23 protein-coding genes and 1 pseudogene are annotated in these 25,279 nt (G+C 65.9%); 9 read left to right on the forward strand and 15 right to left on the reverse strand.

The features are described from left to right. Positions 1-2: 2 nt before the first annotated feature. A complete protein-coding gene (locus ACQY5A_RS10140) occupies positions 3-896 on the forward strand; it encodes an oxidoreductase (RefSeq protein ID WP_428340232.1) in 894 nt (297 codons plus the stop codon). On the opposite strand, the gene ACQY5A_RS10145 is transcribed toward ACQY5A_RS10140, so the two are convergent. Further along, positions 897-1,451, reverse strand: a complete 555-nt coding sequence (locus ACQY5A_RS10145; protein ID WP_428340233.1) for a hypothetical protein — start codon at positions 1,449-1,451, stop codon at positions 897-899. It abuts the gene before it with no gap. A gap of 255 nt (positions 1,452-1,706) precedes the next feature. On the opposite strand from ACQY5A_RS10145, the gene ypfJ reads away from it, so the two are divergent. Then, positions 1,707-2,591, forward strand: a complete 885-nt coding sequence (gene ypfJ / locus ACQY5A_RS10150; protein WP_428340234.1) for a KPN_02809 family neutral zinc metallopeptidase — start codon at positions 1,707-1,709, stop codon at positions 2,589-2,591. Position 2,592: 1 nt separating this feature from the next. On the opposite strand, the gene ACQY5A_RS10155 is transcribed toward ypfJ, so the two are convergent. Further along, a complete protein-coding gene (locus ACQY5A_RS10155) occupies positions 2,593-3,606 on the reverse strand; it encodes an Rv2578c family radical SAM protein (protein WP_428340235.1) in 1,014 nt (337 codons plus the stop codon). A gap of 125 nt (positions 3,607-3,731) precedes the next feature. On the opposite strand from ACQY5A_RS10155, the gene ACQY5A_RS10160 reads away from it, so the two are divergent. Then, on the forward strand, positions 3,732-4,754 hold the full coding sequence (locus ACQY5A_RS10160; protein ID WP_428340236.1) for a hypothetical protein: 1,023 nt from the start codon (positions 3,732-3,734) through the stop codon (positions 4,752-4,754). A 462-nt stretch (positions 4,755-5,216) separates the two neighbouring features. On the opposite strand, the gene ACQY5A_RS10165 is transcribed toward ACQY5A_RS10160, so the two are convergent. From ACQY5A_RS10165 to ACQY5A_RS10180, 4 genes and pseudogenes are all read right to left on the reverse strand, one after another. Continuing rightward, complete coding sequence (locus tag ACQY5A_RS10165; RefSeq protein WP_428338374.1) at positions 5,217-5,501, reverse strand: WXG100 family type VII secretion target; 285 nt, start codon at positions 5,499-5,501, stop codon at positions 5,217-5,219. 31 nt (positions 5,502-5,532) lie between these two features. Continuing rightward, a pseudogene (locus ACQY5A_RS10170) lies at positions 5,533-5,831 on the reverse strand (WXG100 family type VII secretion target). Positions 5,832-5,899: 68 nt separating this feature from the next. Next, positions 5,900-7,171 (reverse strand): PPE family protein, encoded by a 1,272-nt coding sequence (locus tag ACQY5A_RS10175; protein ID WP_428340237.1) that lies wholly within the window; start codon positions 7,169-7,171, stop codon positions 5,900-5,902. A gap of 15 nt (positions 7,172-7,186) precedes the next feature. Continuing rightward, on the reverse strand, positions 7,187-7,486 hold the full coding sequence (locus tag ACQY5A_RS10180) for a PE family protein (protein WP_428340238.1): 300 nt from the start codon (positions 7,484-7,486) through the stop codon (positions 7,187-7,189). 771 nt (positions 7,487-8,257) lie between these two features. On the opposite strand from ACQY5A_RS10180, the gene ACQY5A_RS10185 reads away from it, so the two are divergent. From ACQY5A_RS10185 to ACQY5A_RS10195, 3 genes are all read left to right on the forward strand, one after another. Further along, entirely contained in the window at positions 8,258-8,596 is a 339-nt protein-coding gene (locus ACQY5A_RS10185; RefSeq protein ID WP_428340239.1) for a gamma-glutamylcyclotransferase family protein, read from the forward strand. 41 nt (positions 8,597-8,637) lie between these two features. Beyond that, positions 8,638-10,227 (forward strand): purple acid phosphatase family protein, encoded by a 1,590-nt coding sequence (locus ACQY5A_RS10190; RefSeq protein ID WP_428340240.1) that lies wholly within the window; start codon positions 8,638-8,640, stop codon positions 10,225-10,227. Positions 10,228-10,307: 80 nt separating this feature from the next. After that, positions 10,308-11,537 (forward strand): acyl-CoA dehydrogenase family protein, encoded by a 1,230-nt coding sequence (locus tag ACQY5A_RS10195; RefSeq protein ID WP_428340241.1) that lies wholly within the window; start codon positions 10,308-10,310, stop codon positions 11,535-11,537. Positions 11,538-11,640: 103 nt separating this feature from the next. Here the strand turns inward: ACQY5A_RS10195 and hisS are convergent, their stop codons facing one another. Together hisS and ACQY5A_RS10205 are read right to left on the reverse strand one after the other, a co-directional pair. Further along, complete coding sequence (gene hisS, locus ACQY5A_RS10200) at positions 11,641-12,915, reverse strand: histidine--tRNA ligase (protein ID WP_428340242.1); 1,275 nt, start codon at positions 12,913-12,915, stop codon at positions 11,641-11,643. After that, positions 12,912-13,574, reverse strand: coding sequence for an MBL fold metallo-hydrolase (locus tag ACQY5A_RS10205; protein WP_428340473.1), 663 nt, complete (start codon positions 13,572-13,574; stop codon positions 12,912-12,914). The genes hisS and ACQY5A_RS10205 overlap by 4 nt, the downstream gene beginning before the upstream one ends. 108 nt (positions 13,575-13,682) lie before the next feature. Here ACQY5A_RS10205 and ACQY5A_RS10210 point away from each other — a divergent pair, with 108 nt between their 5' ends. Together ACQY5A_RS10210 and ACQY5A_RS10215 are read left to right on the forward strand one after the other, a co-directional pair. Beyond that, positions 13,683-14,543: a peptidylprolyl isomerase gene (locus tag ACQY5A_RS10210; protein WP_428340474.1), complete on the forward strand. Its 861-nt coding sequence runs from the start codon at positions 13,683-13,685 to the stop codon at positions 14,541-14,543. Then, complete coding sequence (locus tag ACQY5A_RS10215; RefSeq protein WP_428340243.1) at positions 14,540-15,337, forward strand: peptidylprolyl isomerase; 798 nt, start codon at positions 14,540-14,542, stop codon at positions 15,335-15,337. Before ACQY5A_RS10210 ends, ACQY5A_RS10215 begins: the two co-directional genes overlap by 4 nt. Here ACQY5A_RS10215 and ACQY5A_RS10220 read toward each other — a convergent pair. From ACQY5A_RS10220 to yajC, 7 genes are all read right to left on the reverse strand, one after another. Continuing rightward, the gene (locus ACQY5A_RS10220) at positions 15,320-16,297 is read right to left on the reverse strand and encodes an NAD-dependent epimerase/dehydratase family protein (protein WP_428340475.1); all 978 of its coding nucleotides are present in this window, start codon (positions 16,295-16,297) and stop codon (positions 15,320-15,322) included. The genes ACQY5A_RS10215 and ACQY5A_RS10220 overlap by 18 nt on opposite strands. A gap of 33 nt (positions 16,298-16,330) precedes the next feature. Continuing rightward, positions 16,331-18,646, reverse strand: a complete 2,316-nt coding sequence (locus tag ACQY5A_RS10225; protein ID WP_428340476.1) for a RelA/SpoT family protein — start codon at positions 18,644-18,646, stop codon at positions 16,331-16,333. Between the two features lie 92 nt (positions 18,647-18,738). Then, positions 18,739-19,275: an adenine phosphoribosyltransferase gene (locus ACQY5A_RS10230; protein ID WP_428340244.1), complete on the reverse strand. Its 537-nt coding sequence runs from the start codon at positions 19,273-19,275 to the stop codon at positions 18,739-18,741. After that, the gene (locus ACQY5A_RS10235; protein ID WP_428340477.1) at positions 19,257-20,918 is read right to left on the reverse strand and encodes an ABC transporter substrate-binding protein; all 1,662 of its coding nucleotides are present in this window, start codon (positions 20,916-20,918) and stop codon (positions 19,257-19,259) included. The genes ACQY5A_RS10230 and ACQY5A_RS10235 overlap by 19 nt, the downstream gene beginning before the upstream one ends. Positions 20,919-20,925: 7 nt before the next feature. Beyond that, a complete protein-coding gene (gene secF / locus ACQY5A_RS10240; RefSeq protein WP_428340245.1) occupies positions 20,926-22,167 on the reverse strand; it encodes a protein translocase subunit SecF in 1,242 nt (413 codons plus the stop codon). A gap of 4 nt (positions 22,168-22,171) precedes the next feature. Beyond that, complete coding sequence (secD, locus tag ACQY5A_RS10245) at positions 22,172-24,040, reverse strand: protein translocase subunit SecD (protein ID WP_428340246.1); 1,869 nt, start codon at positions 24,038-24,040, stop codon at positions 22,172-22,174. A 120-nt stretch (positions 24,041-24,160) separates the two neighbouring features. Then, positions 24,161-24,499, reverse strand: coding sequence for a preprotein translocase subunit YajC (gene yajC, locus ACQY5A_RS10250; RefSeq protein WP_428340247.1), 339 nt, complete (start codon positions 24,497-24,499; stop codon positions 24,161-24,163). Between the two features lie 81 nt (positions 24,500-24,580). Here yajC and ACQY5A_RS10255 point away from each other — a divergent pair, with 81 nt between their 5' ends. Next, positions 24,581-25,252 carry a nitroreductase family protein gene (locus ACQY5A_RS10255; RefSeq protein ID WP_428340248.1) on the forward strand — a complete coding sequence of 224 codons (672 nt, stop codon included), beginning with the start codon at positions 24,581-24,583 and terminating at the stop codon, positions 25,250-25,252. Positions 25,253-25,279 lie beyond the last annotated feature (27 nt).

The following is a 25,279-nucleotide window of genomic DNA, read 5'->3' on the forward strand; positions in this document are numbered from 1 at the left end:
TCATGGATGTCATTGGAGATGTAGCCGTTGTCGGTCCAGGTGCCGTCGGCACGACGGTCGCCGCTTACCTGTCCGCCGACGGGCACCGGGTCCGAGTCTGCGGACGGACCCCGCGATCGCAGATCGAGCTTCGGCCCGACGGCGCCGATCCGATCACGGTGCCGGGTCCGGTGTGCACCGAGCCCGCCGAGATCACCGAGCCGGCCGGATGGGTTGTTCTGACGGTCAAGGCAACTCAGAACGCCGACGCGGGGCGCTGGCTGACCCGGTTGTGCGATGAGAACACCACCGTCGTCGTCCTGCAGAACGGTGTCGAACAGGTCGAGCAGGTGCAGCCGCTCTGCGCATCGTCGACGGTCATCCCCGGCATTGTCTGGTTCTCGGCCGAGACACAGCCGGACGGCTGGGTACGACTGCGCACCGATCCGCGGCTGGTGTTGCCGACCGGACCGGCTGCAACGGCATTCGCCGACCTGTGGTGCAGCGCGGGCGGCTCTGCGGACTGCGACCCTGACTTCGTCACCGCCGCATGGCGCAAGCTGCTGGTCAACGCGGTGGCCGGACTGATGGTGCTGACCGGCCGGCGGTCGGGGATGTTTCGTCGGCATGATCTGGCGGAGCTCGCGCGCCAATACGCCGGCGAATGCCTCGACGTCGCCCGCGCAGAAGGCGCACAGCTGGCCGACGACGCGGCCGCCGGCACGGTAGCGATGTTTCGCGAGGCGCCCGCCGACATGGGCACCTCGATGCTGGCCGACCGCGAAGCCCGTCGCCCGCAGGAGTGGGACATCCGCAACGGGGTGATCGTTCGCAAGGCCCGCGCCCACGGAATCGCGACGCCGATCAGCGACGTGCTGGTGCCGCTGCTGGCCGCGGCCGGCGACGGCCCGGGCTAGTCAGAGCCCGGCGAACGCCAGACTGCCGATCAGCTCAATCTGTCCGGGCAGGATGAATTCGTCGATGATCGACTGCGCGTTGAGCAACGCCGCGTCGGCGAAATCGGTTGTGGGCAAAGCGTTGATCATGCTGATCAGCGTGGTGGCGCCCTCGGTGTAGATCGTGTTGGCCTCGGTGATGGATTCAGCGGCGCTGGTCGGCGCGGAGAAGTCGAACGGCAGGGCGGAGCCGATTTCGAAATCGGTGGGCGAGATGACCGCCACGCCCTGGAGCTCGTCGGTCAAGGCCACCTCGAGAAAGTTCGGCACACCGATCAAGTCGTCGTCGAGACCGATGAACAGCTGCGTCAAGCCCGCGGCTTCGGTGGCGGGACTGGCCAAGTCCGACTCGGCGAGCCCGAAGGCGGTGTTGGCCGCGGACTCGATGGCGGTGATGTCGGTGATGATCGAATCGTCGGCGTGGGCGGCCGGTGACGAGATCATGGCTACAGCAACGACGGCGCCGAATGCACCGACCGCCGCGCCCAGGATGGCCTGGGGGTGCACATAACTCATGGAAGCTCCAATCTCTTGAAGCCCGAACATATCCGGGTTACTGAGAGAATGAGCAGCGGGACCTGAGAATTTCCTCAGTTGTCTACCTGTCGTTCGCAATCAACGCCGAGCACGTGCAGTGGTTTGCCGGTTTTGTCCGAGAGTCCGAATGCTTGGTAGACGGACCCGGGTCGGCCCGGATCGTAGTGTGCGAAGCTGATCTGGCCGGGCGAAGAAAGCCCAACAGCGATGCCATGAACCGCAACGGAGAATGCGATGACCTTCAACGAGGGTATGCAGATCGACACCAGCACGACGGCGTCGTCCGGCGGCGGTGGGGGGCGAGGAATCGCGATCGGCGGCGGACTGGGCGGCCTGTTGTTCCTCGTGGTCGCGTTGCTACTCGGGGTCGACCCCGGCAAGGTGGTCAATCAGTTGCCGGCGCCGGGCGCCAGCCAGGACGTCGCACCCGGGTTCGATCTAGGCAAGTGCAAAACCGGCGCCGACGCCAACCAGTACGTGCAGTGCCGGGTGGTCGCCACCGGCAACTCCGTCGACGCGGTATGGAAGCAACTGATGCACGGCTACACCCGGCCCCATATCCGGTTGTTCAGCGGTCAGGTCAGCACCGGATGTGGACCGGCCAGCACCGAGGTGGGCCCGTTCTACTGCCCGGTGGATAAGACTGCCTACTTCGACACCGGCTTTTTCGACGTGCTGCGCACCCAATTCGGTTCGAGTGGTGGACCCTTGGCACAGGAATACGTGGTGGCTCACGAATTCGGCCATCATGTGCAGGATCTGCAGGGTTCACTCGGCCGCGCTCAGCAGGGCGCGCAGGGCGCCGGCGGCAATGGGGTGCGCACCGAGCTGCAGGCCGACTGCTACGCCGGGGTGTGGGCTCATTACGCCTCCACGACCAAGCAGGAAGGTAGCGGCGTGCCGTTCTTGGAGCCGTTGAGCGACAAGGACATTGCCGACGCATTGTCGGCAGCTTCGTCGGTCGGCGATGACCGCATCCAGAAGGCCTCCACCGGCCGCGTCAACCCCGAGTCGTGGACCCATGGTTCCTCGGAACAGCGCCAGCACTGGTTCACTGTCGGCTACCAGACTGGCGACCCCAATCAGTGCGACACTTACCACGCACCGGACCTTAACTAGCTCAAAACAGCGTCGGCGGGGCCGATTCGGCGACCTGTTGCGGCTTTCCGGTCCCATGCCGACGCCGGTCGCCGGCCAACCCGTGTCTGACGATCAGCGGGTCCGCTTTCGCCCGTAGCTCGTCCCGGTAAGCCGGCGGCAAATAGGCTCCGCGCCGGAATAATTCGCGATACCGGCCGACCAAGTGCGGATAGGTCTGCGACAGCCACGACATGAACCAACTACGGGTCGAGCCGCGCAGATGCAGCCCGAACACCGTGGCACCGCTGGCCCCGGCCGCCGCGATCTCGCCCAGCAGACCGTCGAGATGCTCGACGGAATCCGTGAGATAAGGCAGCACCGGCGCCACCATCACGTGACAGTTCAAGCCGGCGTCCCGGATCGCGGCGATCAAGCCCAGCCTCGCCTGCGGGCTCGGTGTGCCGGGCTCCAGTTGCTTATGCAGGTCAGCGCCGCCGACGGCAAGGGAAACCGAGACCCCGACCGGCACCTGTTCCGCGGCAGCGGCGATGAGAGGCAGATCGCGGCGCAGCAGAGTCCCTTTGGTCAGAATCGACAGTGGCGTTCCCGACTCGGCGAGCGCGCCGATGATGCCCGGCATCAGGGCGTAGCGACCCTCGGCGCGTTGGTAGGGATCGGTGTTGGTGCCCAAGGCGACGGTCTCGCGACACCAGGACCGCCGGCTCAGCTCGCGGCGCAGCACGTCGACGACGTTGGTCTTGACGACGATCTGGGTGTCAAAGTCATTGCCGTAGTTGAAGTCTAGATACTCGTGTGTCGGCCGGGCGAAGCAGTACCGGCAGGCGTGCGAGCAACCGCGGTAGCCGTTGATGGTGAATTGAAACGGTAGGACGGCACCGCCGTTCGGAACTTTGTTCAGCGCCGACTTGCACAGCACCTCGTGGAACGTGACCCCGTCGAACTGCGGCGTGCGCACGCTGCGGACGAAACCGATGCGCTCCAGGCCGGGCAGCGCGCCGTCGTCCACCCCGACACTCTGACCGTCCCATCGCATACTGTATTCGAACTTACGTTCGATAAAAAGTCAACCCTGTTAGCGGCCTGAGAAAGCCCGCGTTCATTACCGGCCCGCAGTCAAAACACCTGCGGTAACGGGGTTGTCATTTAAGCTGATCCACCGTGACGTCTGATACTGACGGCCCAAAAGACAATAGAAATCTGAAATGGGCCATGGGTGGGGTCGCTGCGGTTGCTGTGTTGGCAACAATCGTTGCGGCGGTATTGCTGTTCGGCGACGGGGGTTCCGGGGGGCCGAAAGATGGGTCCGACAACGGGCCAGGCCAGGAGACCGCGGCGGTAGCCAGCGCGAAAGACACTGGGCCGGTGGCGGTGATCACCGACGACCCGAGCTGCACGGCGTGGGCATCGATCAACAACGAATTGGCGAACAGCGGCCAGGGGCTCTGGAACGACCGCGACCGGTCGGTGCCGGCATCAGCGTGGACACCGAAGCAGCGTGCGCAGTTCATCGCGGCGGGCCAGTCGATGCGCAGCGCGGCGGCGCAGACGGTCGGTTTGGTCAAGCTGACGCCGCACCGCGTCATGCGCGAGCTGTATCAGCAGTTCATCGCTTACGCACGCGCATACTCCGAGCGGATCCCGAAATACACTCCGGCAGACAACAATCTGGCCGGCGCGGCAAACAGCGCCTCGTCGGCGCTGGGATCGATCTGCGCATCCATCAGCGACGGTCCGGCCGCGGCGCGGGGCCCGCTGGTGACGCCGTCGGCGCCGCCATCCGACATCGCCCCGGTGGGTAATCTAGCGAGCCCGCAGCCTTTCCTGACGTCAGACAACAATGTCTGCCCGGAATGGAAGTCGGCGCTGGATCAGTTCGGCCAGCAGACCGCTCAATGGCAGCAACTGGATCCTAACGTCCCGTCGATCTATTGGAACAAAGAACAGAAGGCAGTCAATTACGCGGTCGGACCGGTGATGAACTCGTTCGCCGGCAAGCTGGAACAGCTTGGCCGGCAAAGCGATAATTCGATCTGGCAGGACATCGCCAACCTTTCGGCTCAGTACCGTCGCGCGTTCGTCACCGCACTCCCGACCTACACGCCGACCGACAACCATCTGGCCAACGCGGCCAACTTTGCGTCGACCACCATCCTCGGTGGTTGCGCCGCTGTTGCGGAGTAGGCACCGGGCTGACGCCTACTCGCGCACCTGGTTCGCTAGAACAGCGTGAAGAGATCGACCACCGAGCCACTGGCACTGGGCGCAAGGTCGCCGGTCAGCAGCGAAGTGACGTCCGCGGTGGCGGCGGGCACTTGCTGCTTAAGCATTGAGAAATCTCGCGCGACCTCCCGAGCAGCCCGGAAGGTTGTCACCTGGGGCGCCCTCATAGCTCGCCACGCCTTGAAAAAACGCGAGGTCGCTGAACGTCTGCACGGGCGACATCTCGGATGCTATTCCCGTACCTGTGCCCTGATGCTCCGCATGCCTTTGGAATCAGCCTGCACCCGGGGGTGCGCGATAAGCACTTGAATCAGGATTGGCTGCAACGGGTTTGGCCGCGACGAATTCATCAAGTGGCCACAAAGCAAAACACACCGGGCATCGAGATGCGCGGTGTGTTTTGACCCCCAGTGGGGTTGAGCGTCAAGCCCAGCTGGACCCGACGGCGGAGTCGGTGCTCGACATGTTGTTGCCGGCGGTCTGCACCTTCTGGCCGTGGCTGTTGGCCTGCTCGTAGATGGTCTGGAAGTTGCGACCCAACTGGGTGATGAACTCCTGGCAAGCTACCGAACCCGAACCACCCCAGAAGTCACCGGCAGCCAGCACATCGCGAACGATGGACTGGTGCTCGGCCTCCAATGAAGCGGCCTGCGAACGGATCATCGCGCCGTGGGCATCGACATCACCGAACTGATAACTGATCGACATGACTGTTCTCCTACAGGGTTTCGGTGATCGACTAGCTGGACAGGATCTGCTGCGAGCCCTGCTCTTGGGCCTCGTAGTTGTTCGCGTCACGGATCAGCCCATCGCGCACACCGTGCAGCATGTTGACGATGTTGCGGAACGCGGTGTTCATCTGGCCCATGGTGTCGTGCGACGTGGCATCTGAGCGGTACCGCTCCAGCCAGCTCCGGCGATGTTCTGCGAAGACGCCCACATCTTGCGGGCCTCGTCCTCCACCGTCTGCGCATGCACGTCGAAACGGCCCGCCATCGACCGCATCTCGTGCGGATCAGTCATAAAACGAGTAGGCATATCTCTCTCCTTATCTACCTGTCATGTCCTGGGTTAATGCGTCCTGCATCAAAGGCATCCCCCACTTCTCATCCGCCGGCCGGCGTGCGAGTCTCAACTTTCACGGACGCCGTCTTGGCGGCCTGCGTGCCCATGCCGCGTCCGTTCATTGCACCCATGAGGGCCTGCGTGTAGGGGCTGGTGGGCAGGTTCGCGGAGGTAATGGGTGACGCGATGCTGTTGGGAGGCAATACCGGCGCGGCGCGAACCATCTCCGGTGCGGCCTGCGCCCAGCCGTTCGGAACCGACATGCCGCCCAGCCTCCCGGCGCCCGCCAGCTGCGCGGTGATCTGGGATCCGAACCCGCGCATCTGGCCGGAAATGCTGGCCAGCAACGCCTTCAGCTTGCCGTCGACCAGCGTCTGGACTTCGGCGAGCATGGCCTGCTGGCCAGCCTGCATCGCCTGGCTAGCGCCCATCGAGTTGCCTAGGCTGATCAGCATCTTGGCGGGCATGCTGGCGAGCATGGTCGCGTAGTAGGTGCCCTGGATCGGGAGCAGCGTTCCGGCTGCCGAGCCAAGCAAACTGGTAACCGGAGCCGTGGTGGCCGCCGTCGTGGCACCCGAGGTGGCTGCGGCTGCCTGCGCGCCCGTACTCGCGCCGCTCAAGTTGCTCGCGGCCGAGGTGAGCGCGGACGACACGGTGTTGGCAGACGTGCCCGCAGTGGTGTTTCCGCTCAGCAGCCCCTGGAGGGCCGAGGTCAGGTTGTTCACCGTGTTGGTGACGGAGTTCTCGATGGATTGCACGGCCGCGGCAAGATCGGAGGACAGCCCGCCGTCGCTGGTCGACGGCGCCGGGGTCTGCTGCGGCAACACGACTGCCTGCTGCGAGGCCGCCGCGTAGCTGTCCATCGTCAGGCCGTCCTGAAACCACATCTCCATGTAGTGCGCTTCGGTGGCCATGATCGCCGGGGTGTTCTGCCCGAGGAAGTTGGTGGCCACCAATGCCGCCAGCAGCGCTCGATTGGCCGCAATGACCGCCGGCGGAACCGTCGACGCGAAGGCGCCCTCGTACGCCGCGGCGGCAAACTGGGCCTGAGCCGCGGTCTGCGCGGCCTGGCCCCCGCTGGTCACCAGCCAGTCGATGTAGGGAGCCGTCGCCGCGGCCATCCGTGCCGACGACGGACCCAGCCACGTGGACCCGGTCAGCTGCGCAAGCACCGACTGATACGCGGCGGCGGTTGATTCGAGATCGGCAGACAGCTCGCTCCACGCTGACGCGGCCGCCATCAGCGGCCCCGACCCCGCGCCGCTGTACATCAAGCTGGAGTTGATTTCCGGCGGAAAAATCATGAAACTCATCGACCCAGGCCCCCCTTAGCCGGCAGCAGCTGCATTCGCCGCCTCAGTCAGCGCGTATGCGCCCGCCCCGGACCGCAACGCGGCTACTACTTGTTCGTGCACCATCGCCGCTTGGGCGGCGATCTGCTGATATGTGGCGCCCTGCTTACCGAACTGCGCCGCGGTCACTGCCGAAACCATATCCGAAGCGGCCGGTGCCAGGCCGGTAGTCGGCGTCGCGGCAGCGGCGTTTCGTGCCGCCATCGCATCGCCGAGACCTGCGAGATTGGCGGCTGCCCCGGATAGATCCTCCGGCTGTGCAGTTACGAACGACACCGACCCTCCTTCACACAGGCGTCAGACCCTCCGATGGCTGCGAGATAAGTTAATGTAATTAACTTATCTGAAAAGAGCGCATGTTCGAGGTCTGACAGTTGCGCAATCTTAAATCACAGAAGTGCATCCTGTGCTGAGAAAAACCAAAGAGACATTGTGGCGACGACAATTTTCTTCGCCGCACATACAGGAAGTTCCCAGATAGCCCGGGGCGGACGTGAAAAGGCTCCTAACGGGAGGTAGCTATTAGGCATAGGTCAGCGGCTTCCACGGCGCTAACCCTCTCCGGACCCGAGGGTGGCGCCCGGCGCGGAGCTAACGCCCGATCTGGGGCGTCGGCCGGCAGAGGATGCGCTCTGCCCCGCTCATCGATGACGGGCTTCGAATTGCCGTAAATGCCTTGCAATCTTGATGATTGGGTTGCCGCGGCGGGATCGCGCGGCCGGTGCGGATGGACCCCCGCCGCCGCGCCGCGATGACGCCACCCGTCTCCCTCGTCGCGGGGAACGCGCCTCCTCGGGGCCGCGAGGCCATCGCGAAATGACACCCGTGCGCTACGCGAGGGATTGCCAGGTAAAAGCTTGTCGACCATTGTCCAGTTGGCGTTGATTGTGAACAGAACCCGCCCCTATTCTCCGGCCGTTGAACATCATGATCGAAATTTCGGATACATCACGAAAGCTGAGGAAAATACTGAAAGATCGAGTTTTCACCGTGCCACCGATCGACGCAGCGGTGGCGGACCGGCGAGCCAGGTGTTACGAAGCCTCGATGAGTGAGCTGCTGTTCTCGTACGGGACCCTCCGACAACGTGAGGTCCAAATTGCCACATTCGGCAGGGAATTGGACGGCTACGTCGACGCGGTCATCGGCTATGAACTACATCACCTCACGATCATAGATCCGCAGGTCATCGCTACCAGCGGTAGCGACAGGCATCCGGTTCTGCGGCCCACCGACCGGCCGGAAGCGCACGTGGACGGGATTGTCTTCGCCATCAGCGAGGCCGATTTGGCCGCGGCCGACAACTACGAAGTCGATGACTACCGCAGGATCTCCGTGCCGCTGAGGTCCGGACCCCACGCCTGGGTCTACGTCTTCGCCGGTTAGCGTCGAGCGGCCCACGGGACCAACCCAGGTAAGAAAGAAGAATGGCCGAAGCGTCGCAGCCGGAAAGCAACGGCGACCCGGTGCCGGGCATCAGCCGCCGAACGCTGCTGACCACCGGCGCGGCAACGAGCATCGTCGGTGTAGGTCTCGGCGCCGGCGCCGTCGCCCTCTTCGGGTCGCCGGGTCGCGGGCCGAGTTTGTGGACCCGGCCCGATCGCAGCGGCGCTCAACCGGTGGGCGGACTGCATCTGCAATTCGGCCGCGATGCCTCGTCCGAGGTCGTCGTTTCCTGGCACACCACCGATCCGGTGAGCAATCCGCGAGTCATGGCAGGCACGTCGACCGCCGGCTTCGGCCGTACCGTGCCGGCCGAAACCCGTACCTATCGGGACGCCAAATCAAAGACCGAAGTGCAGGTCCATCACGCACGGCTCGACAATCTCACGCCCGACACCGACTACGTCTACGCCGCAGTGCACGACGGCACCGACCCAGACCTGGGGGCCGTTCGGACCGCGCCCTCGGGCCGCAGTCCCTTGCGCTTCACCAGCTTTGGCGACCAGGCGACGCCGACTCTGGGCCGGCTCAACAAGAAGAGATATGGCAGCGACAACTTGGGAGCGCCGGCGGCCGGAGACATCACCACCGCGATCGAGAAACTCGGTCCGCTGTTCAACTTGGTCAACGGCGACCTGTGCTACGCAAACCTGGCCCACGATCGCATCCGCACCTGGTCGGACTGGTTCGACAACAACTCGCGCTCGGCACGCCATCGGCCGTGGATGCCTGCCGCGGGCAACCATGAGAATGAATTGGGCAATGGCCCAATCGGTTTCGCGGCCTACCAGACTTACTTCACCCTGCCCGACGCTGGATCCGACGGCGAGCTGCGCGGTCTGTGGTACTCGTTCACAGCCGGCTCGGTGCGGATCATCAGCCTCAACAACGACGACATCTGCTTCCAGGACGGCGGCAATTCTTACGTCCGCGGATACTCTGGCGGTGCGCAAAAGCGTTGGTTAAAAAAAGAACTCGCGAATGCGCGGGCAGACAACCGCGTCGACTGGGTGATCGTCTGTATGCACCAGACCGCGATTTCGACGGCCGATCACACCAATGGAGCCGACCTTGGCATTCGTCAGGAATGGCTGCCGCTGTTCGACGAGTACCAGGTCGACCTGGTGGTCTGTGGTCACGAGCATCACTACGAGCGCTCCCACCCGCTGCGCGGCGCGCAGGACAGCGAAACCAGGACGCCGATTCCGGTGGCCGACCACGGCGATGTCATCGACACCACCAAAGGGACCGTGCACATGGTCATCGGCGGCGGCGGTACATCGTCGCCGTCGAACGGTCTGTTCTTCCCCGAGCCCCGATGCCGGGTGCTGACCGGCATCGGTGCCGCAACCGACACGCTCGGACGTAAAGCCCCCATCTATGTGGTGGAGGAAGCGCCGTGGTCGGCGTTCAGAGACAGCCAAAACCCCTATGGCTTCGTCGCGTTCGACGTCGAGCCCGGGCCGCCCGGCGGTAACACGACGATCAAGGCGACCCACTACGCGGTCAACGGCCCCTACGGCGCGATCGGCGTGGTCGAGCAACTCACGCTGTCGCGGCCTCGCGGCGGCTGAGCGTCTAGCCGATCCCGGTCCGCCGACCTGCTGATAATGTCATTACCGCTTTAAGTTAATGAAACTCTCGGAGGCGGTATATGACGGAGTCGGTGGCGGAATTCGCCCGGCGGGCCCGGGCTTGGCTGGCCGACAACATGCCGCGCATCGACGACCCGGCCGACCCGCCGTTCGCCGATCGCGGCGAGGCCGACTCCTGGCAGCACGTCCGGCAATTGCAGCGACGGCTTCACGACGGCGGCTTCGCCGGAATCTGCTTCCCTGCCGAATACGGCGGGCTCGGCCTCGACATCGCTTACCAGAAGGCATTCGACGACGAGAGCGCCGACTACGAGATGCCGCTGATTCTGAACACGCCGACGTTCACCATCTGCTGCCCGACGATCCTCGACACCGGCAGCGAAGACCAGAAGCGGCAACACATTTCGGCGGCGCTGCGCGGCGACGAGGTGCTCGTCCAGCTGCTGTCGGAGCCCAGTGGCGGCTCAGACCTAGCGGGAGTGATCACCCGCGCCGAGCGACGCGGCCACACGTGGATCATCAACGGCGCCAAGACATGGAGCACCGGTGCCTTCGCCGCCGACTACGGACTGCTGCTGGCACGGACCAACTGGAATGTTCCCAAGCACGAGGGTCTGACGATGTTCCTGGCGCCCCTGGACAGCCCGGGCATCACGTTGCGCCGGATCAAGCAGGTCAACGGCTCCACCGAGTTCTGCGAGGAATTCTTCGACGACCTCGAACTCGGCGACGACGCGGTCGTCGGCGACGTCGACCAGGGCTGGGCGGTGGCCTCGCGGCAGCTATACCACGAGCGGCGCGCGGTGGGCGGCGGCTCGGAGTTCGCCAGTGGCAGTGGCGCCGAGAACAACCAGGAGCAAGCGCCCGACTACCACGCGATGATGCGTGCGGCCGGGCTCACCGACAACGAGCGGGTGCGCGAGTTGGCCGGCCGTGCGCTGACGCGTCGCGCGGTCTGGGAGCAACTGATCGACCACGTCTACCACGGCGTGCTGGACGGAACGCTGCCGCCGACCGGTGGCTCACTGATCCGCCTGTTCCAGGCCGAGGAGGTGGCGCTCGAGATCGACACTGCCCTGGCCATCGTGGGCAGCGCCGGCGTCGTGGACGGGGCTGCCGACCTGATGTCCATCGGCGAGCGCTACCTGTCCCGGCAAACGTCCGCGCTCGGTGGCGGCACAACGGAGATGGCACGCAACGTGATTGGCGAACGGATGCTCGGCTTCCCGCGCGAGTTCGCCGCCGACCGGGGCGTCCCGTTCAACCAGGTCAAGCACGGCCGGTCCTGACCTCGACCTCTTTCGCCGAGTGTGAATCCTTGGCGTCGAGTGTGAATGTAGGGCGGCATTTTCGCGCTTTTCCCGCCCTGGCTTCACACTGAAAGCCAGTAGTTCACAGTGGATGCAGACGCGAAAGCACGTCGCCGACAACGGCATCGGTTGCTACCTCGACCTGCTCGCCCGTCATCAGGTCCTTGATCCCGATCGTGCCTGCCTCGATGTCGCGATCGCCGGCTACCAGCGCCACGCGTGCGCCGGACCGGTCGGCCGCACGCATCGCGCTCTTGAGGCCGCGGGCGCCGTAGGCCAGATCGACACGTACACCCGCCGCGCGCAGTTGCCCGGCCAGCACCGCCAGCCGTAGCTTGGCCTGCTCGCCCAGTGGAGCACCGAACACGTCGCAACGCGCGGTGGGTCCGACGTCTTTGCCCTCGGCACGCAGGGCCAGCAGGGTGCGGTCGACACCGAGGCCAAACCCGATGCCCGAGAGGTCTTGTCCGCCGAGCTGACGCATCAGCCCGTCGTAGCGACCCCCGCCGCCGATACCGGACTGGGCACCCAGCCCGTCGTGGACGAACTCGAAAGTGGTCTTGGTGTAGTAGTCCAGTCCGCGCACCATGCGCGGGTTGATCACGTAGGGCACACCCATACCGTCGAGGTTGGCCAGCACGGTGTCGAAGTGCTGCTTGGCCTCGTCGGAGAGATGGTCGAGCATCACCGGGGCACCAGCCGTCATCGCCTTGATCTCGGGACGCTTGTCATCGAGCACCCGCAGCGGGTTGATCTCGGCGCGCTTGCGGGTTTCCTCATCGAGATCGAGATGAAACAAGAAGTCCTGCAACAGTTCCCGATACTGCGGTCGGCAGGTGTCGTCGCCCAGTGAGGTGATCTCCAGGCGGAACCCGTCAAGGCCCAGCGAGCGGAAACCCGCATCGGCAACCGCGATCACCTCGGCATCCAGCGAAGGGTCGTCCACGCCGATGGCTTCGACACCGACCTGCTGGAGCTGGCGGTAGCGGCCCGCCTGCGGGCGCTCGTAACGGAAGAACGGTCCGGCATAACAGAGCTTGACCGGCAGCGCGCCGCGGTCCAGACCGTGCTCGATCACCGCACGCACCACTCCGGCGGTGCCCTCCGGCCGCAGCGTCACCGAGCGGTCCCCGCGGTCGGCGAAGGTGTACATCTCCTTGGAGACGACGTCGGTGGACTCCCCGACCCCGCGGGCGAACAGCGCGGTGTCCTCGAAGATCGGCAACTCGATGTCGCTGTACGCGGCTAGACGGGCGGCGTCCAGCAGTGCCGCGCGGACCGCGACGAACTGGGCCGACTCCGGCGGGATGTAATCCGGTACACCTTTCGGCGCGGAGAACGACGACATTGCGCTCACGGGCTGAGCCCCTCGATGTAGGGATTGAAGCGGCGCTCGTCCCCGATGGTGGTGGAGTTGCCATGGCCGGGCAGCACCACTGTGCTGTCGTCGAGCACCAGCAACTTGTCCACGATCGACCGCAGCAGGTCGCGGCCGCTGCCGCCGTACAGGTCGGTGCGGCCGACCGATCGCTGGAACAGGGTGTCGCCGGTGAACACGAGATCTTTGGGGCCGGTCACCCGGAACACCACCGATCCGCGGGTATGGCCCGGTGTGTGGTTGACGGTGACGCTGATCCCGGCGAGATCGATTTTGTCGCCGTCGCGGTCGAGTTCGACGACCTGCTTGGGTTCGCGGAAGATCGCGGCGAGCAGCAGTTGGCCCAGCTTGGGCCCGAAGTCCTTGATCGGATCGGTCAGCATGAACCGGTCTTCGGGATGGATGTAGGTCGGGCAGCCGAACGTGTCGGACACCTTCTGCGCCGACCAGATGTGGTCGATGTGGCCGTGGGTGAGCAGGACCGCCGCCGGCGTCAGCCGATTCTCGTCGAGGATGCGCCGCAGTTGACCCATGGCGCGCTGGCCAGGGTCGACGACAATCGCGTCCGCTCCGGGGTGCGGTGCCAGCACGTAGCAGTTGCACTGCAGCAACCCGGCGGGAAATCCGGTGATCAACACGCTGTCCAGTTTCCCATCCAGGTGATCGCCGACGGGTCGCGCCACCCTCAATGAGCGTGAAATGGCACACTCGTGCTGACCCAGCCCGCGATCACGAAGGGACAGGCGGTGCCGAGCAACGAACAGCGACGAGAGACAGCCAAGCGCAAATTGGAACGGCAGCTCGAGCGCCGCGCCCAGCAAGCCCGTCGTCGTCGCACCCTTGCCATCGTTGGAGGATCGGTCGCAGCAGTTGTCGTGGTCACCGCGATCGTGGCCACCGTCATCGTCACCAACCGTGACGACAAGAAGGCCACGGCCAGCTCAGACACGTCGGCCAGCGCCGCTGCCAACGCGTCCGGTCCGGCGCTGCCGGCCTTCAAGCCCAACCCCGACCTCGGCGCCAACTGCCAGTACCCGGCGTCGACCGAGCCGGCGGCCAAGCCGGCCAAGCCGCCCAGAACGGGCAAGGTGCCGACGGATCCCGCGAAGGTCAGCGTCAGCATGGAAACCAACCAGGGCCACATCGGCCTGTTGCTCGCCAACAACGAATCACCCTGCACAGTCAACAATTTCGCGAGCCTGTCAGGGCAGAAATACTTCGACGGCACCAAGTGCCACCGCCTGACCTTGTCGATCCTGCAGTGTGGCGACCCGAGCGCCGACGGCACCGGTGGACCGGGCTACAAGTTCGCCGACGAATACCCGACGGACCAGTACCCGCCGGGTGACCCCGCGCTGCGCGAGCCGGTGATCTACCCGAAGGGCACGTTGGCGATGGCTAACAGCGGGCCGAACACCAACGGCAGCCAATTCTTTCTGGTGTACAAGGACACTCCGTTGCCGCCCGCGTACACCGTCTTCGGCAAGATCCAGCAGGACGGGCTGGACACCCTGGACAAGATCGCCAAGGGCGGCACCGCCGGCGGTGGCGCGGACGGACCGCCGGCCACCGAGGTCCTCGTCAAGTCGATTCTGCTGGACGAATGACAAAACTCACCCGAATCGCGGTCGCGCTGGGCCTCGTCGCCGTGGCCATCACGGCGTCGTGTAGCCGGCACAACTCCGGCACGACGGCCACCGCCACCTCGGCCAGTCCAGCGGCGACGTCGACCTCGACGCGACCACCGGCCGCACCGGTGACCGGCCCGCTCCTGCCGCCGTTCTTCCCCTCGGCCAGCGTGGGAGCGAACTGCCAGTACCCGCGGACCACCGAGCCGGCCGGTAAACAGGCCGCGCCGCCGCCCACCGGCAAGGCGTCGACGGATCCCGCGCAGATCGGGCTGACCATCGTCACCGATCGCGGCCGGATCGGACTACAGCTCGCCAACAACGAATCACCCTGCACCGTCATGAGTTTCGTCACCCTGGCCCAGCAAGGATATTTCGACAACACCGAGTGCCATCGGCTGACCACGGCACGCGCGCTTTCAGTGCTGCAATGCGGGGACCCCAAAGGCGACGGAACCGGCGGACCGGGCTATCAGTTCGCCAACGAATTCCCTACTGTGCAATATCCGCCCGGGGAGCCGGCGCTGAAGGTACCCGTCATCTATCCCAGGGGCACACTGGCGATGGCCAATGCCGGGCCCGGCACCAACGGCAGCCAGTTCTTCATGGTCTACCGCGATTCGCTGTTGCCGCCCACCTACACCATTTTCGGGTCGATCACCCCGGCCGGTCTGGGCGTCGTCGACAGGATAGCGTCCGGCGGTGTCACCGGCGGCGGCGACGATGGCGCGCCGGTCGACGAAGTCGGCATCACCTCAGCGCGCCGGGACTGACCGCTCTAGATAGGTGTGCGCCGCGCTCCGGATGAAAACTTCGGTGGGCGTCGGCTGCCAGCCGAGTTCACGGGTCGCTTTGGCATGGCTGGCCGGCGAGGTCAACTCCACCAATCTCGCGCTTTGCCTGCTCATCGGAAGATCCTTACCCAACAACGCTTTCGCCACGTCGGACAGCCAGCCAACGCCGTACATCACCGCCATCGGGAGCCCCACCCGCGGCGGCCGGGCGCCGACGGCCTGCGCGGCGATGGTGATCAGTTCGCGCTGGCTCATGTAACGCTCGGAGATGATGTAGCGCTGCCCGACCCGCCCGCGCTGCGCGGCCAGCAGCATGCCGTCGGCAGCGTCGTCAATGCCGACCACCTCGGAGCCGACGTCTCGAACATAGAACGGTAGTTTCCCCTGGGCGGCGAGCTTGACGAACATCCCTTGGCGCGGCTGCCAATCGGGTGGCCCGTAGGGATTCGACACGTTGGTCACCACGGCGGGCAGCCCGTGATCGGCGACGTAGGACAACAACAGTTGCTCGGCGGCGCGGCGAGATTCGATGTAGCTGCCGGCTTGGTCGGCCCAGTTGAAAGGGGTGTCCTCGTCCACGGTTTCGCCGTTGCGGCTTACGGCGATGGTGCCGATGGTGCTCAGGAAGACGAACCGCTGAAGGTTCGCCCGCACCGCGACATCGAGTACCCGACGCAGGGCTTCGACATTGGTCTTGAACAGCGGCGCGGGATCTCGCAGCTCTGCCCGGGTGTCGACGACGCAGTAGTATACGACGTCGCGGTCCGCCATCGCGGCCGCCACCGCCGCGCTGTCGACAAGATCACCGTACGCGCGCTCGAGGTCCAGCCCGTCGATTCCCTTGGTGGAACTCGACTTTCGCAGCAACACCCGAACATCGGCGCCGCCGGCTACGAGACGCCTGGTCACGCATGCGCCGACGTTGCCGCTGGCTCCCATCACCAGCGCACGCTGTCCGGCTACGCGCACCCGTCAGGCCGCCGACGTCACCCGGTAGACGTCGTAGACGCCTTCGACATTGCGGACCACATCGAGCAGATGCCCGAGATGCTTGGGGTCGCCCATCTCAAAAGTGAAGCGGCTGATCGCTACTCGATCGCCAGCGGAGGTGGTCACCGACGCCGAGAGGATGTTGACACGCTCATCGGCCAGCACGCGGGTGACGTCGGACAGCAGCCGGTGCCGGTCGAGAGCTTCGACCTGGATGGCCACCAGGAACACCGACGACGGTGACGGCGCCCAGTGCACCTCGATGATGCGCTCGGACTGCTGCTGCAGCGAGGTGGCATTGGTGCAGTCGGTGCGGTGCACGCTCACTCCCCCACCGCGAGTGACGAACCCGAGGATCAGATCGCCGGGCACCGGTGTGCAGCACTTGGCCAGCTTGCTCAGCACACCCGGAGCTCCCGGCACCGCGACGCCGACGTCGTCGCTGCGCGGGCGGCGCGGGATCGCGGTCAGCGTCGAGCGTTCGGCAAGATCTTCTTCGGCCTGGTCGATCCCGCCGAGTTCGACCAGGAGGCGTTGCACCACGTGCTTGGCCGAGATGTGACCCTCGCCCACCGCCGTGTAGAGCGCCGACACGTCGGTGTAGTGCAGCTCGTTGGCCACTGCGCCCATGGAGCCGCCATTGACCAGGCGCTGCAACGGAAGCCCGCCACGACGCACCTCGCGGGTGATCGCATCCTTACCGGTCTCGAGCGCCTCTTCACGACGCTCTTTGGCGAACCATTGCCGGATCTTGGTCTTGGCGCGCGGTGAGACCACAAACTGCTGCCAGTCGCGCGACGGTCCGGCGGTGGCCGCCTTCGAGGTGAAAACTTCGACCACTTCGCCGTTTTCCAGCTTGCGTTCCAGCGCCACCAACCGGCCGTTGACCCGGGCGCCGATGCAGCGATGACCCACCTCGGTGTGCACGGCGTAGGCGAAGTCGACGGGCGTGGACCCGGTGGGCAGCGTAATCACATCGCCCTTCGGGGTGAAGACGAAGATCTCTTGCACCGCAAGGTCGTAACGTAGCGACTCGAGGAACTCGCCGGGGTCGGCAGCTTCCCGCTGCCAGTCGAGAAGCTGGCGCATCCAGGCCATGTCGTCGATCTCGGCTGCGGCCTGCAGATGCGGAACTCCGTTGCGGCCCTTGGTCTCTTTGTAGCGCCAGTGCGCTGCAATGCCGTACTCCGCGGTGCGGTGCATGTCGCGGGTCCGGATCTGCACCTCCAGCGGTTTGCCCTCCGGCCCGACGACCGTGGTGTGCAGTGACTGATACACCCCGTACCGCGGTTGGGCGATGTAGTCCTTGAACCGGCCGGCCATCGGCTGCCACAGCGAATGCACCACGCCGACAGCGGCGTAACAGTCCCGGATCTCTTCGCACAAGATGCGGATGCCGACCAGGTCGTGGATGTCGTCGAAGTCGCGGCCTTTGACGATCATCTTCTGGTAGATCGACCAGTAGTGCTTGGGCCGTCCCTCCACCACCGCGTTGATTTTCGATGCGTTGAGGGTGTTGGCGATCTCGGCGCGGACCTTGGCCAGATGGGTGTCCCGCGACGGCGCGCGGCCGGCCACCAGTCGCACGATCTCCTCGTACTTCTTGGGATGCAGGATCGCGAAGGACAGATCCTCCAACTCCCACTTCACCGTGGCCATCCCGAGCCGATGTGCCAGCGGCGCAATGACTTCCAGTGTCTCGCGGGCCTTACGGGCCTGCTTTTCCGGCGGCAGGAAACGCATGGTCCGCATGTTGTGCAGCCGGTCGGCCACCTTGATCACCAGCACCCGCGGGTCGCGTGCCATCGCGGTGATCATCTTGCGGATCGTCTCGCCCTCGGCGGCGCTTCCCAGCACCACCCGGTCGAGCTTGGTCACCCCGTCGACGAGATGACCGACCTCGTCGCCGAAATCTTCGTTCAACGCCTCCAGCGTGTAGCCGGTGTCTTCCACCGTGTCATGCAGCAACGCCGCCACCAGCGTGGTGGTGTCCATGCCCAACTCGGCCAGGATGTTGGCCACCGCCAACGGATGGGTGATGTACGGGTCCCCCGAATGCCGCAGCTGGCTGGCATGCCGGTACTCGGCCACCTCGTAGGCCCGCTGCAGCAACGACAGGTCTGCCTTCGGATAGACCTCCCGGTGCACCGCCACCAATGGCTCTAGCACTGGGCTGAGCGTGCTGCGCTGCGCGGTCATGCGTCGCGCCAACCGGGCGCGGACCCGGCGCGAAGCACTGCTGGGCGCCTTGAGGCCGATCCCGGGCTCGACCGACGTCGAAATGTCGGCGAGTTGCAGTGGCTCGGTGGGCGGCTGTATCGCCGTCCCCTTGTCGTCCGCCACGTCTGTCACCTCCGGAGCCTCAAGGATAACGTCCGTCGCGCTGTGCGCTAGAGAACCGCAACGCTGTGCACCGGCAGCGGCGCGACCAGCTCACGGCCGGCCAGCCCGGCCAATTCGATGACCACCGCCGCAATCCGCACCTGCGCGCCCGCACGTTCGAGCAGCCGGTGCGCCGCCGCGAGCGTCCCGCCGGTGGCCAGCACGTCATCCACGATGACAACGCTGCGACCGGTCACATCGATCCCGTCGGCAGGCAGCTCCAGGCTCGCGGTGCCGTACTCGAGCTGGTAATCCTCGGTGTGCACCGGCGGCGGCAGCTTGCCGCCCTTGCGAATGGCCAGCACGCCGGTGCCCAGCCGGGCCGCGAGAGCGCCACCGAGCAGGAATCCGCGCGCGTCGACACCGGCGATCAGATCGGCCCCGGAGGCAACGTCCGCCAGCTCGTCGGTGACCGCGGCCAAGCCGCGCGCATCGGCGAACAGCGGGGTCAGGTCCTTGAACTGGATTCCCGCCGAGGGGAAGTCGGCGACCTGCCGGGTCAACGCAGCGACCAGCTCGGCTGCCGTCACCTCACCAGCACCCATCGGTCCATGTTCCAGCCGGCGCCCCAACGGCTGGGATTGGTGCCGACGGCGTACATCTTCTTCGACGTCAGCAGGGTCCGCTGTTGGCGATAGAGTGGCAACGTTGGCATTCCGGCCCACAGCACCGGTGCGCTCTCGGTCAGCAGCCGGACCAGGTCGGCAGGATCGGCCGACACCGCGAGCGAGGCGATAATGCCGTCGATTTGGCCGTTGGTGTAGCCGGACACGTTGTTGCCGTTCCCGGTGTGCAGGTCGTAGGCGTCCATGGCGGGCGATCCGCTCGAACCGCTGCCGGTCGCTCCGCCGGTGCTGGCCAGGAGCACGTCGATCTTGCCGTCCTTGAGCGCTTGGGGGCCGACCGAATCCGACGTGACATCGGAGACTGTGATGCCGGCTGGGCCGCAGGCCTTGGCGATCGCGCCGACGATGGCGGCCAGTCGCGCGTTGGGCCCCCGATAGCCGATCCGCACCGGCAGCGGCTTGTTCTTCAGCTCCGCGCGCGCCGCCACCGGGTTGGCTGCGACGAATTGGCCTGCCTCAGGCACGTTTTCGGCCTGACCGATGGCGTCATCGGCGGCCGCATGCAGCCGCGCGTTGGCGATCGGCGACTGTGCGTCGCGCGCGATCACGTCGCGTGGGGTGCAGAACGCGACCGCGCGCCGGGCCGCGACGTCGCCGAGCGGCCCGCTCGGCGCGAAGATCAGCTGCTCGATGCCGTCGGCCGCCGCGTCGGTGCGGCGGTAGGTATCTGGGGTTGCCAGAGCTCCCGACGAACCGGCGGCTACGTCGACAACGTCGGCGCTCTTGGCGTTGACCCGATCCTGGATGTCGGCCTTCTGCGGCCAGACCGTGACTCGCTTGGTCATCGGCTTGGCGCCCCACCATTTGTCGTTGGCGACGAGAACTACTGCGCCACCGTCTAATACCGATTCGATCTTGTACGGCCCGGTCGACGGAAAGTGCTTGGCGACGACGCCCGGGTCGGTGCCTGACTTGAGGTTCCAGGTGGTGTTCCACAGCTGCGCGATGCGCGCGATGACTGGGCCGTTGTTGCCCAGCAGCGCTCCGGTGACGTCCACGCCGAGCTCGTCGGCGATGACGTGCGAGGGCATGATCGAGGTCGCGGTGAACAGCTGGTTGTAGTCGACGATGTTGCGGTCGGGAGCGAACGAGACCCGCGCTTTCTTCTGCCCCGGTTGGCAATCGATCGACGTGACATCGACGTATCCCGCCTGGCTGGCCGCATCGAAGCCGGGAAAGCGGCCCGATTGGGCAGCCCAGGTCAACACCAGGTCGTCGCAGGTGACCGGCTTACCGTCGGAATAGGCGGCGTTGTCTGCGATCTGGTAATCCAGCACCAGCGGCGAACCGCCGACCAACGAGATCGCGCCGAAGTCGCGGTCGGCGACGACCTGGCCGTCCGGCCCGTGGTAGCCGAAGCCGGTGAGCGTGCGCGCGAAGGCCTGCGCTCCGGCGGAGGCCGCGCCGCCGACCGTGTTGGTGTTGTAGGTGTCCAGCGCGCCGTCGACGACGTAGTCGACCTGCCCCGCTGCGCTTCCGGAGCACGCCGTCAGCGCAGCCGTTGCGGCTGCGGCGAGCGTGACCGCCAGACAGCAGGCGGCCATCCGCCGACGCCAGGCCATCATCGGGTTAGCGTTTGTTCTGCTTGCCGGTCGGACGCGCATGGCGGCCGGCGGATTGCCGCACCGGCCGGGCACCCGGGGCCGGCTTGCTGGGCGCCGCTTCGCCGGTGTCGACGAGGGACGCCCGCGTCGGCGCCGAGGACCCAGTGAGCTCCTTGTCCGCACTGTCTGCCTTTGCGCCAACCGGCCCGCGTCGCCGGAGCACCCGGCGGGTGTGGGTCTGCACCAGTTCGGTGCGCTCGCGCAGCGTGACCAGAAGCGGAGTGGCGAAGAAGATCGACGAGTAGGTGCCGACGATGATGCCGACCAACTGCACCAGGGCAAGATCCTTGAGCGTCCCCACCCCGAGCAGCCACACGGCCACCACCATCAGAGCCAGCACCGGCAGCGTCGAGATCAAGCTCGTGTTGATCGACCGCATGAACGTCTGGTTGACCGCGAGATTGGCCTCCTCGGCGAAAGTTCGCCGAGCCGTGTGCTGAAAACCATGGGTGTTCTCTTCGACCTTGTCGAACACGATGACCGTGTCATACAGCGAGAACCCCAAGATCGTCAGCAGACCGATGACGGTGGCCGGGGTGACTTCGAAGCCCACCAGCGAGTAGATCCCGGCGGTGACCGTCAGGTCGAAAACCATTGTGGTCAGCGCCGACACCGCCATGAAACGCTCATAGCGGACGGTGATGTACAGGCTGACCAGCACCAGGAAGACCACCAGGGCGATGACCGCCTTTTTGGTGATCTGCCCGCCCCACGTCGAGGACACCGCCGAATCCGAGATGGCCTTCTTGCTGGGCTGACCGTCGGGTCCCGTGGGGTGGTACTTGTCGAACAGCGCGTCGCGCAGCTTCTCGGTCTTGTCGTTGGGCAACGTCTCGGACCGGAGTTGCACGGTCGCCGACGAGCCGCTGCCGACGATCACCACGGATTCCGGGTCGTGGCCCAGTGCCTGGCGGAAGACGCCCTCGACCTCGCTGACGGTTGCGGTCCCGCGCGGGAATGACACCGTGGTGCCGCCCTTGAAATCGATGCCAAAAGTGAATCCGCGCAACAGAATGCTGAGGACCGCGACCGCGACGATGACCCCGCTGACCGCGTACCACAGCCGACGGCGACCGACGACCTCGAAAGCACCGGTACCGGTGTAGAGCCGGGAGAAGAAGCCGTGCTGCGGCCCGGCGCCGGTGTCCTTGCCGAGCTCGACGGCAGTCGTGCTGTCAGCGCCGCTCGTGTCCGCCTTTGAAGCCATCTCGCTACCCCCGTCCCGTCGGGTAGGCCCCAGTGGTCGCGGCGCGGCGCTCACGGGCGATCTGCTGGACCGCTCCCAGGCCGTTGTAGGCCGGCTTTGCCAGCGTCTTGGAGTTACCGGCCAGGTAGATCAGTGGCCACGTCACCAGGAACACCACGACGGTGTCGAGTGCGGTGGTGAGCCCCAAGGTGAATGCGAACCCTTTGACCTGACCGATCGCCAGCACATACAGGACGGCGGCGGCCAGGAAGGTCACGGCGTTACCCGACAGGATTGTCTTCCGGGCCCGTCGCCAGCCTCGCGGGATCGCCGACCGGAACGATTTACCCTCGCGCATCTCGTCTTTGATGCGCTCGAAGAACACCACGAACGAGTCCGCTGTCGTACCGATACCGATGATCAGACCCGCGATACCGGCCAGGTCCAGCGTGTAGTTGATATACCGGCCGAGCAGCACCAGGATCGCGAAAACCATTGCGCCAGAGGCTGTTAACGACAATGCGGTCAGCACGCCCAGCGCCCGGTAGTACAGCAACGAGTACAGCAGAACCAGACCCAGTCCGATCGCGCCGCCGATCAGGCCTGCTCGTAGCGACGTCAATCCCAGTGTTGCCGAGACGGTTTGGGCTTCCGACGACTCGAACGACAGTGGCAGCGAGCCGTACTTGAGGACGTTGGCCAGCTCCTTGGCCGAGCTGGCGGTGAATGGCGGGTCTCCCCCGTTGATCTGGGTGCGGCCGCCGGGGATGGCCTCCCGGATCTGCGGCGCGCTGACCACCTGTGAGTCCAGCGTGAACGCGGTCTGGGTGCCGATGTGAGCGGCGGTGAAGTCGGCCCAGGTGTTGGCCGCGCCGCTCTTGAACTGCACGTCGACGATGTAGCCGCCGCTGCGCTGGTCCATGCCCGAGCTGGCGTTGTCGATCTGGTCGCCGCTGATGATCGACGGCGCCAGCAGGTAGGCCTGCTTGTGTTGCGTATCGCAGGTCACCAGCGGCAGCTCGGGGTCGTCGTTGCCGGCCAGGATGTCGTCCTGGAAGCAGCGGGTGGCCTGATATTGCAGTGCCAGGAATTGCACACCCTTGTTGGTGCTCTGCCGCCACTCTCGCTCCTTGGCGATGCGCTCCGCGAGATCCTTGCGGGGGTCCGGCGGTCCGGGCTGGATCGGCGGAATCACCGGAGGTGCGGGCTGCGCAGTTGCGTCGGGCGCGGGGGCGGGTGCAGGGGCCGGCGGTGCGGGCGTCGGCGTGGAGGGCGCGTCCAGGGGGTAGGGCCGGGGCTGGGGTGGGACGCCGGGGGTGTCGGGCAGCAACGGCAGGTCGCCCGGCAGGCCGGGGTCTAGCGCGGGGCCGCCGGGCGCTGCCCCCGGTGCGGGTGCACCCGGGATGCCGCCGGGTGCCGGTGCGCCCGGTGCACCTGGCACTTGACCGCGCGGTCCCTTCGGCCCCCCGCGCGGCACGGGCAGCCGCGGGCCACCCTGGGCGCCGGCGCTGTCCACCGGCAGAGCGTTGATGACGGGGCGGATGTACAGCCGCGCGGTCTGGCCGAGGTTGCGCGCCTCGTTCCCGTCGGTTCCCGGCACGGTGATGACCAGGTTGTCGCCGTCGACAATGACCTCAGAACCGGATACGCCCAGTCCGTTGACCCGGGAGCCGATGATCTGCTGCGCCTGCGACAGCGCCTCTTTTGTCGGTCGTGACCCGTCCGGTGTGCGTGCGGTCAGCGTGACCCGGGTGCCGCCCTGCAGGTCGATGCCGAGTTTTGGGTCGGCGTGCTTGTTGCCGGTGAGGAACACCAACAGGTAGACGCCGATGAGCAGGACCAGGAAAACCGCCAGGTAACGGCTGGGGTGCACCGGCGCCGATGGCGATGCCACGTGTTGAGTCTCCTCCGCTCATGCGCGATGCGCTTTGGTGCAGGTCGTCAGCCCGCCGTTCGCCGCTCGCGTCCCGATCAGTTCGACCGCATCGAAAGGGTACGTGGCGGACCGTCGACCTCAGTCGTTGGGCAGTCGGCCCGGATCGTCGGCGGGTTCGCCGACCTCGGCAATCTCGTCATCTTCGGTGTCGAGAACCTCCGGATCGACGCGGCTCCCGATCGCCATCTTGACCCACGTCGTCACCACTCCGGGGGCGATCTCGAGGTCCACCGTGTCGTCGGTGATGTGCGTAATGGTGCCGTATAGCCCGGAGGTGGTCTGCACCTTGTCCCCGGTCGTCAGCGAATCGTGCAGATCGATGGTCGCTTGCATCGCGCGCTTCTGCCGGCGCGACGCGAAGAACATGAACGCCCCCAAGACGATCAGCATCGGCAGGAAGACAACCGTTTGGTTCATGACGGCGTAGATCTCTCTCGTCGAGGTCGTGGGACGTCACCAGTGTGCCATCAGGCCGTCTCGATACCTGATCATTGGGAAATGGAGCTGACTGAAGCGTTGCGCACCACCGGCGCCGTGCGTGACTTCACCGACCGGCCCGTTGACGACGCCGTACTGGCGCGGGTGCTTGATAGCGCACGTTTTGCGCCCAGCGGAAGCAACGCTCAGGCCTGGCGGGTGGTGGTCGTCAAGGATCCGGCACACCGGCGCCGATTACGCGATTGCTACCTGCGCGGTTCCCGGGACTATCTGGCCCTGGCGGCCGCCGGCCTGCGACCGTGGTCGCCGACCAGCGATCGCGAGGCCGAGGCACGGGCCCTGGCCGCCGAAAATACTGCGACCCCAGGGGATTTCGCGGAGAAGTTCGACGAGACGCCGGTGTTGCTGGCGCTGTTCGCCGACTTGTCGAAGCTGGCGGCAATCGATCGGGACGCGGACCGATACACCTTCGCCGGCGGTGCGTCGATCTACCCGTTCGCATGGAATGTCCTGCTGGCCGCTCGCGACGAAGGTCTGGGCGGCGTCATCACCACCATCGCGATTCGGGAGGAAGAGCAGGTGAAAACCATTCTGGGAGCGGCGGACCCGCTGGCACTGGCCGCGGTGATCGCGCTGGGCTATCCGGTCCGGCAGCCTCGTCGACTTCGACGCGCGCCGGTGAGCGCCTTTGTTACGGTCGATTCGATCGAGGGTCCGGCATTCGGGGTTTAGACCCGGCCGGAATGCGGCAAGAATGTA

Origin of the sequence: Mycobacterium sp., from assembly GCF_965277065.1 — a bacterium.
Lineage (GTDB): Bacteria > Actinomycetota > Actinomycetes > Mycobacteriales > Mycobacteriaceae > Mycobacterium.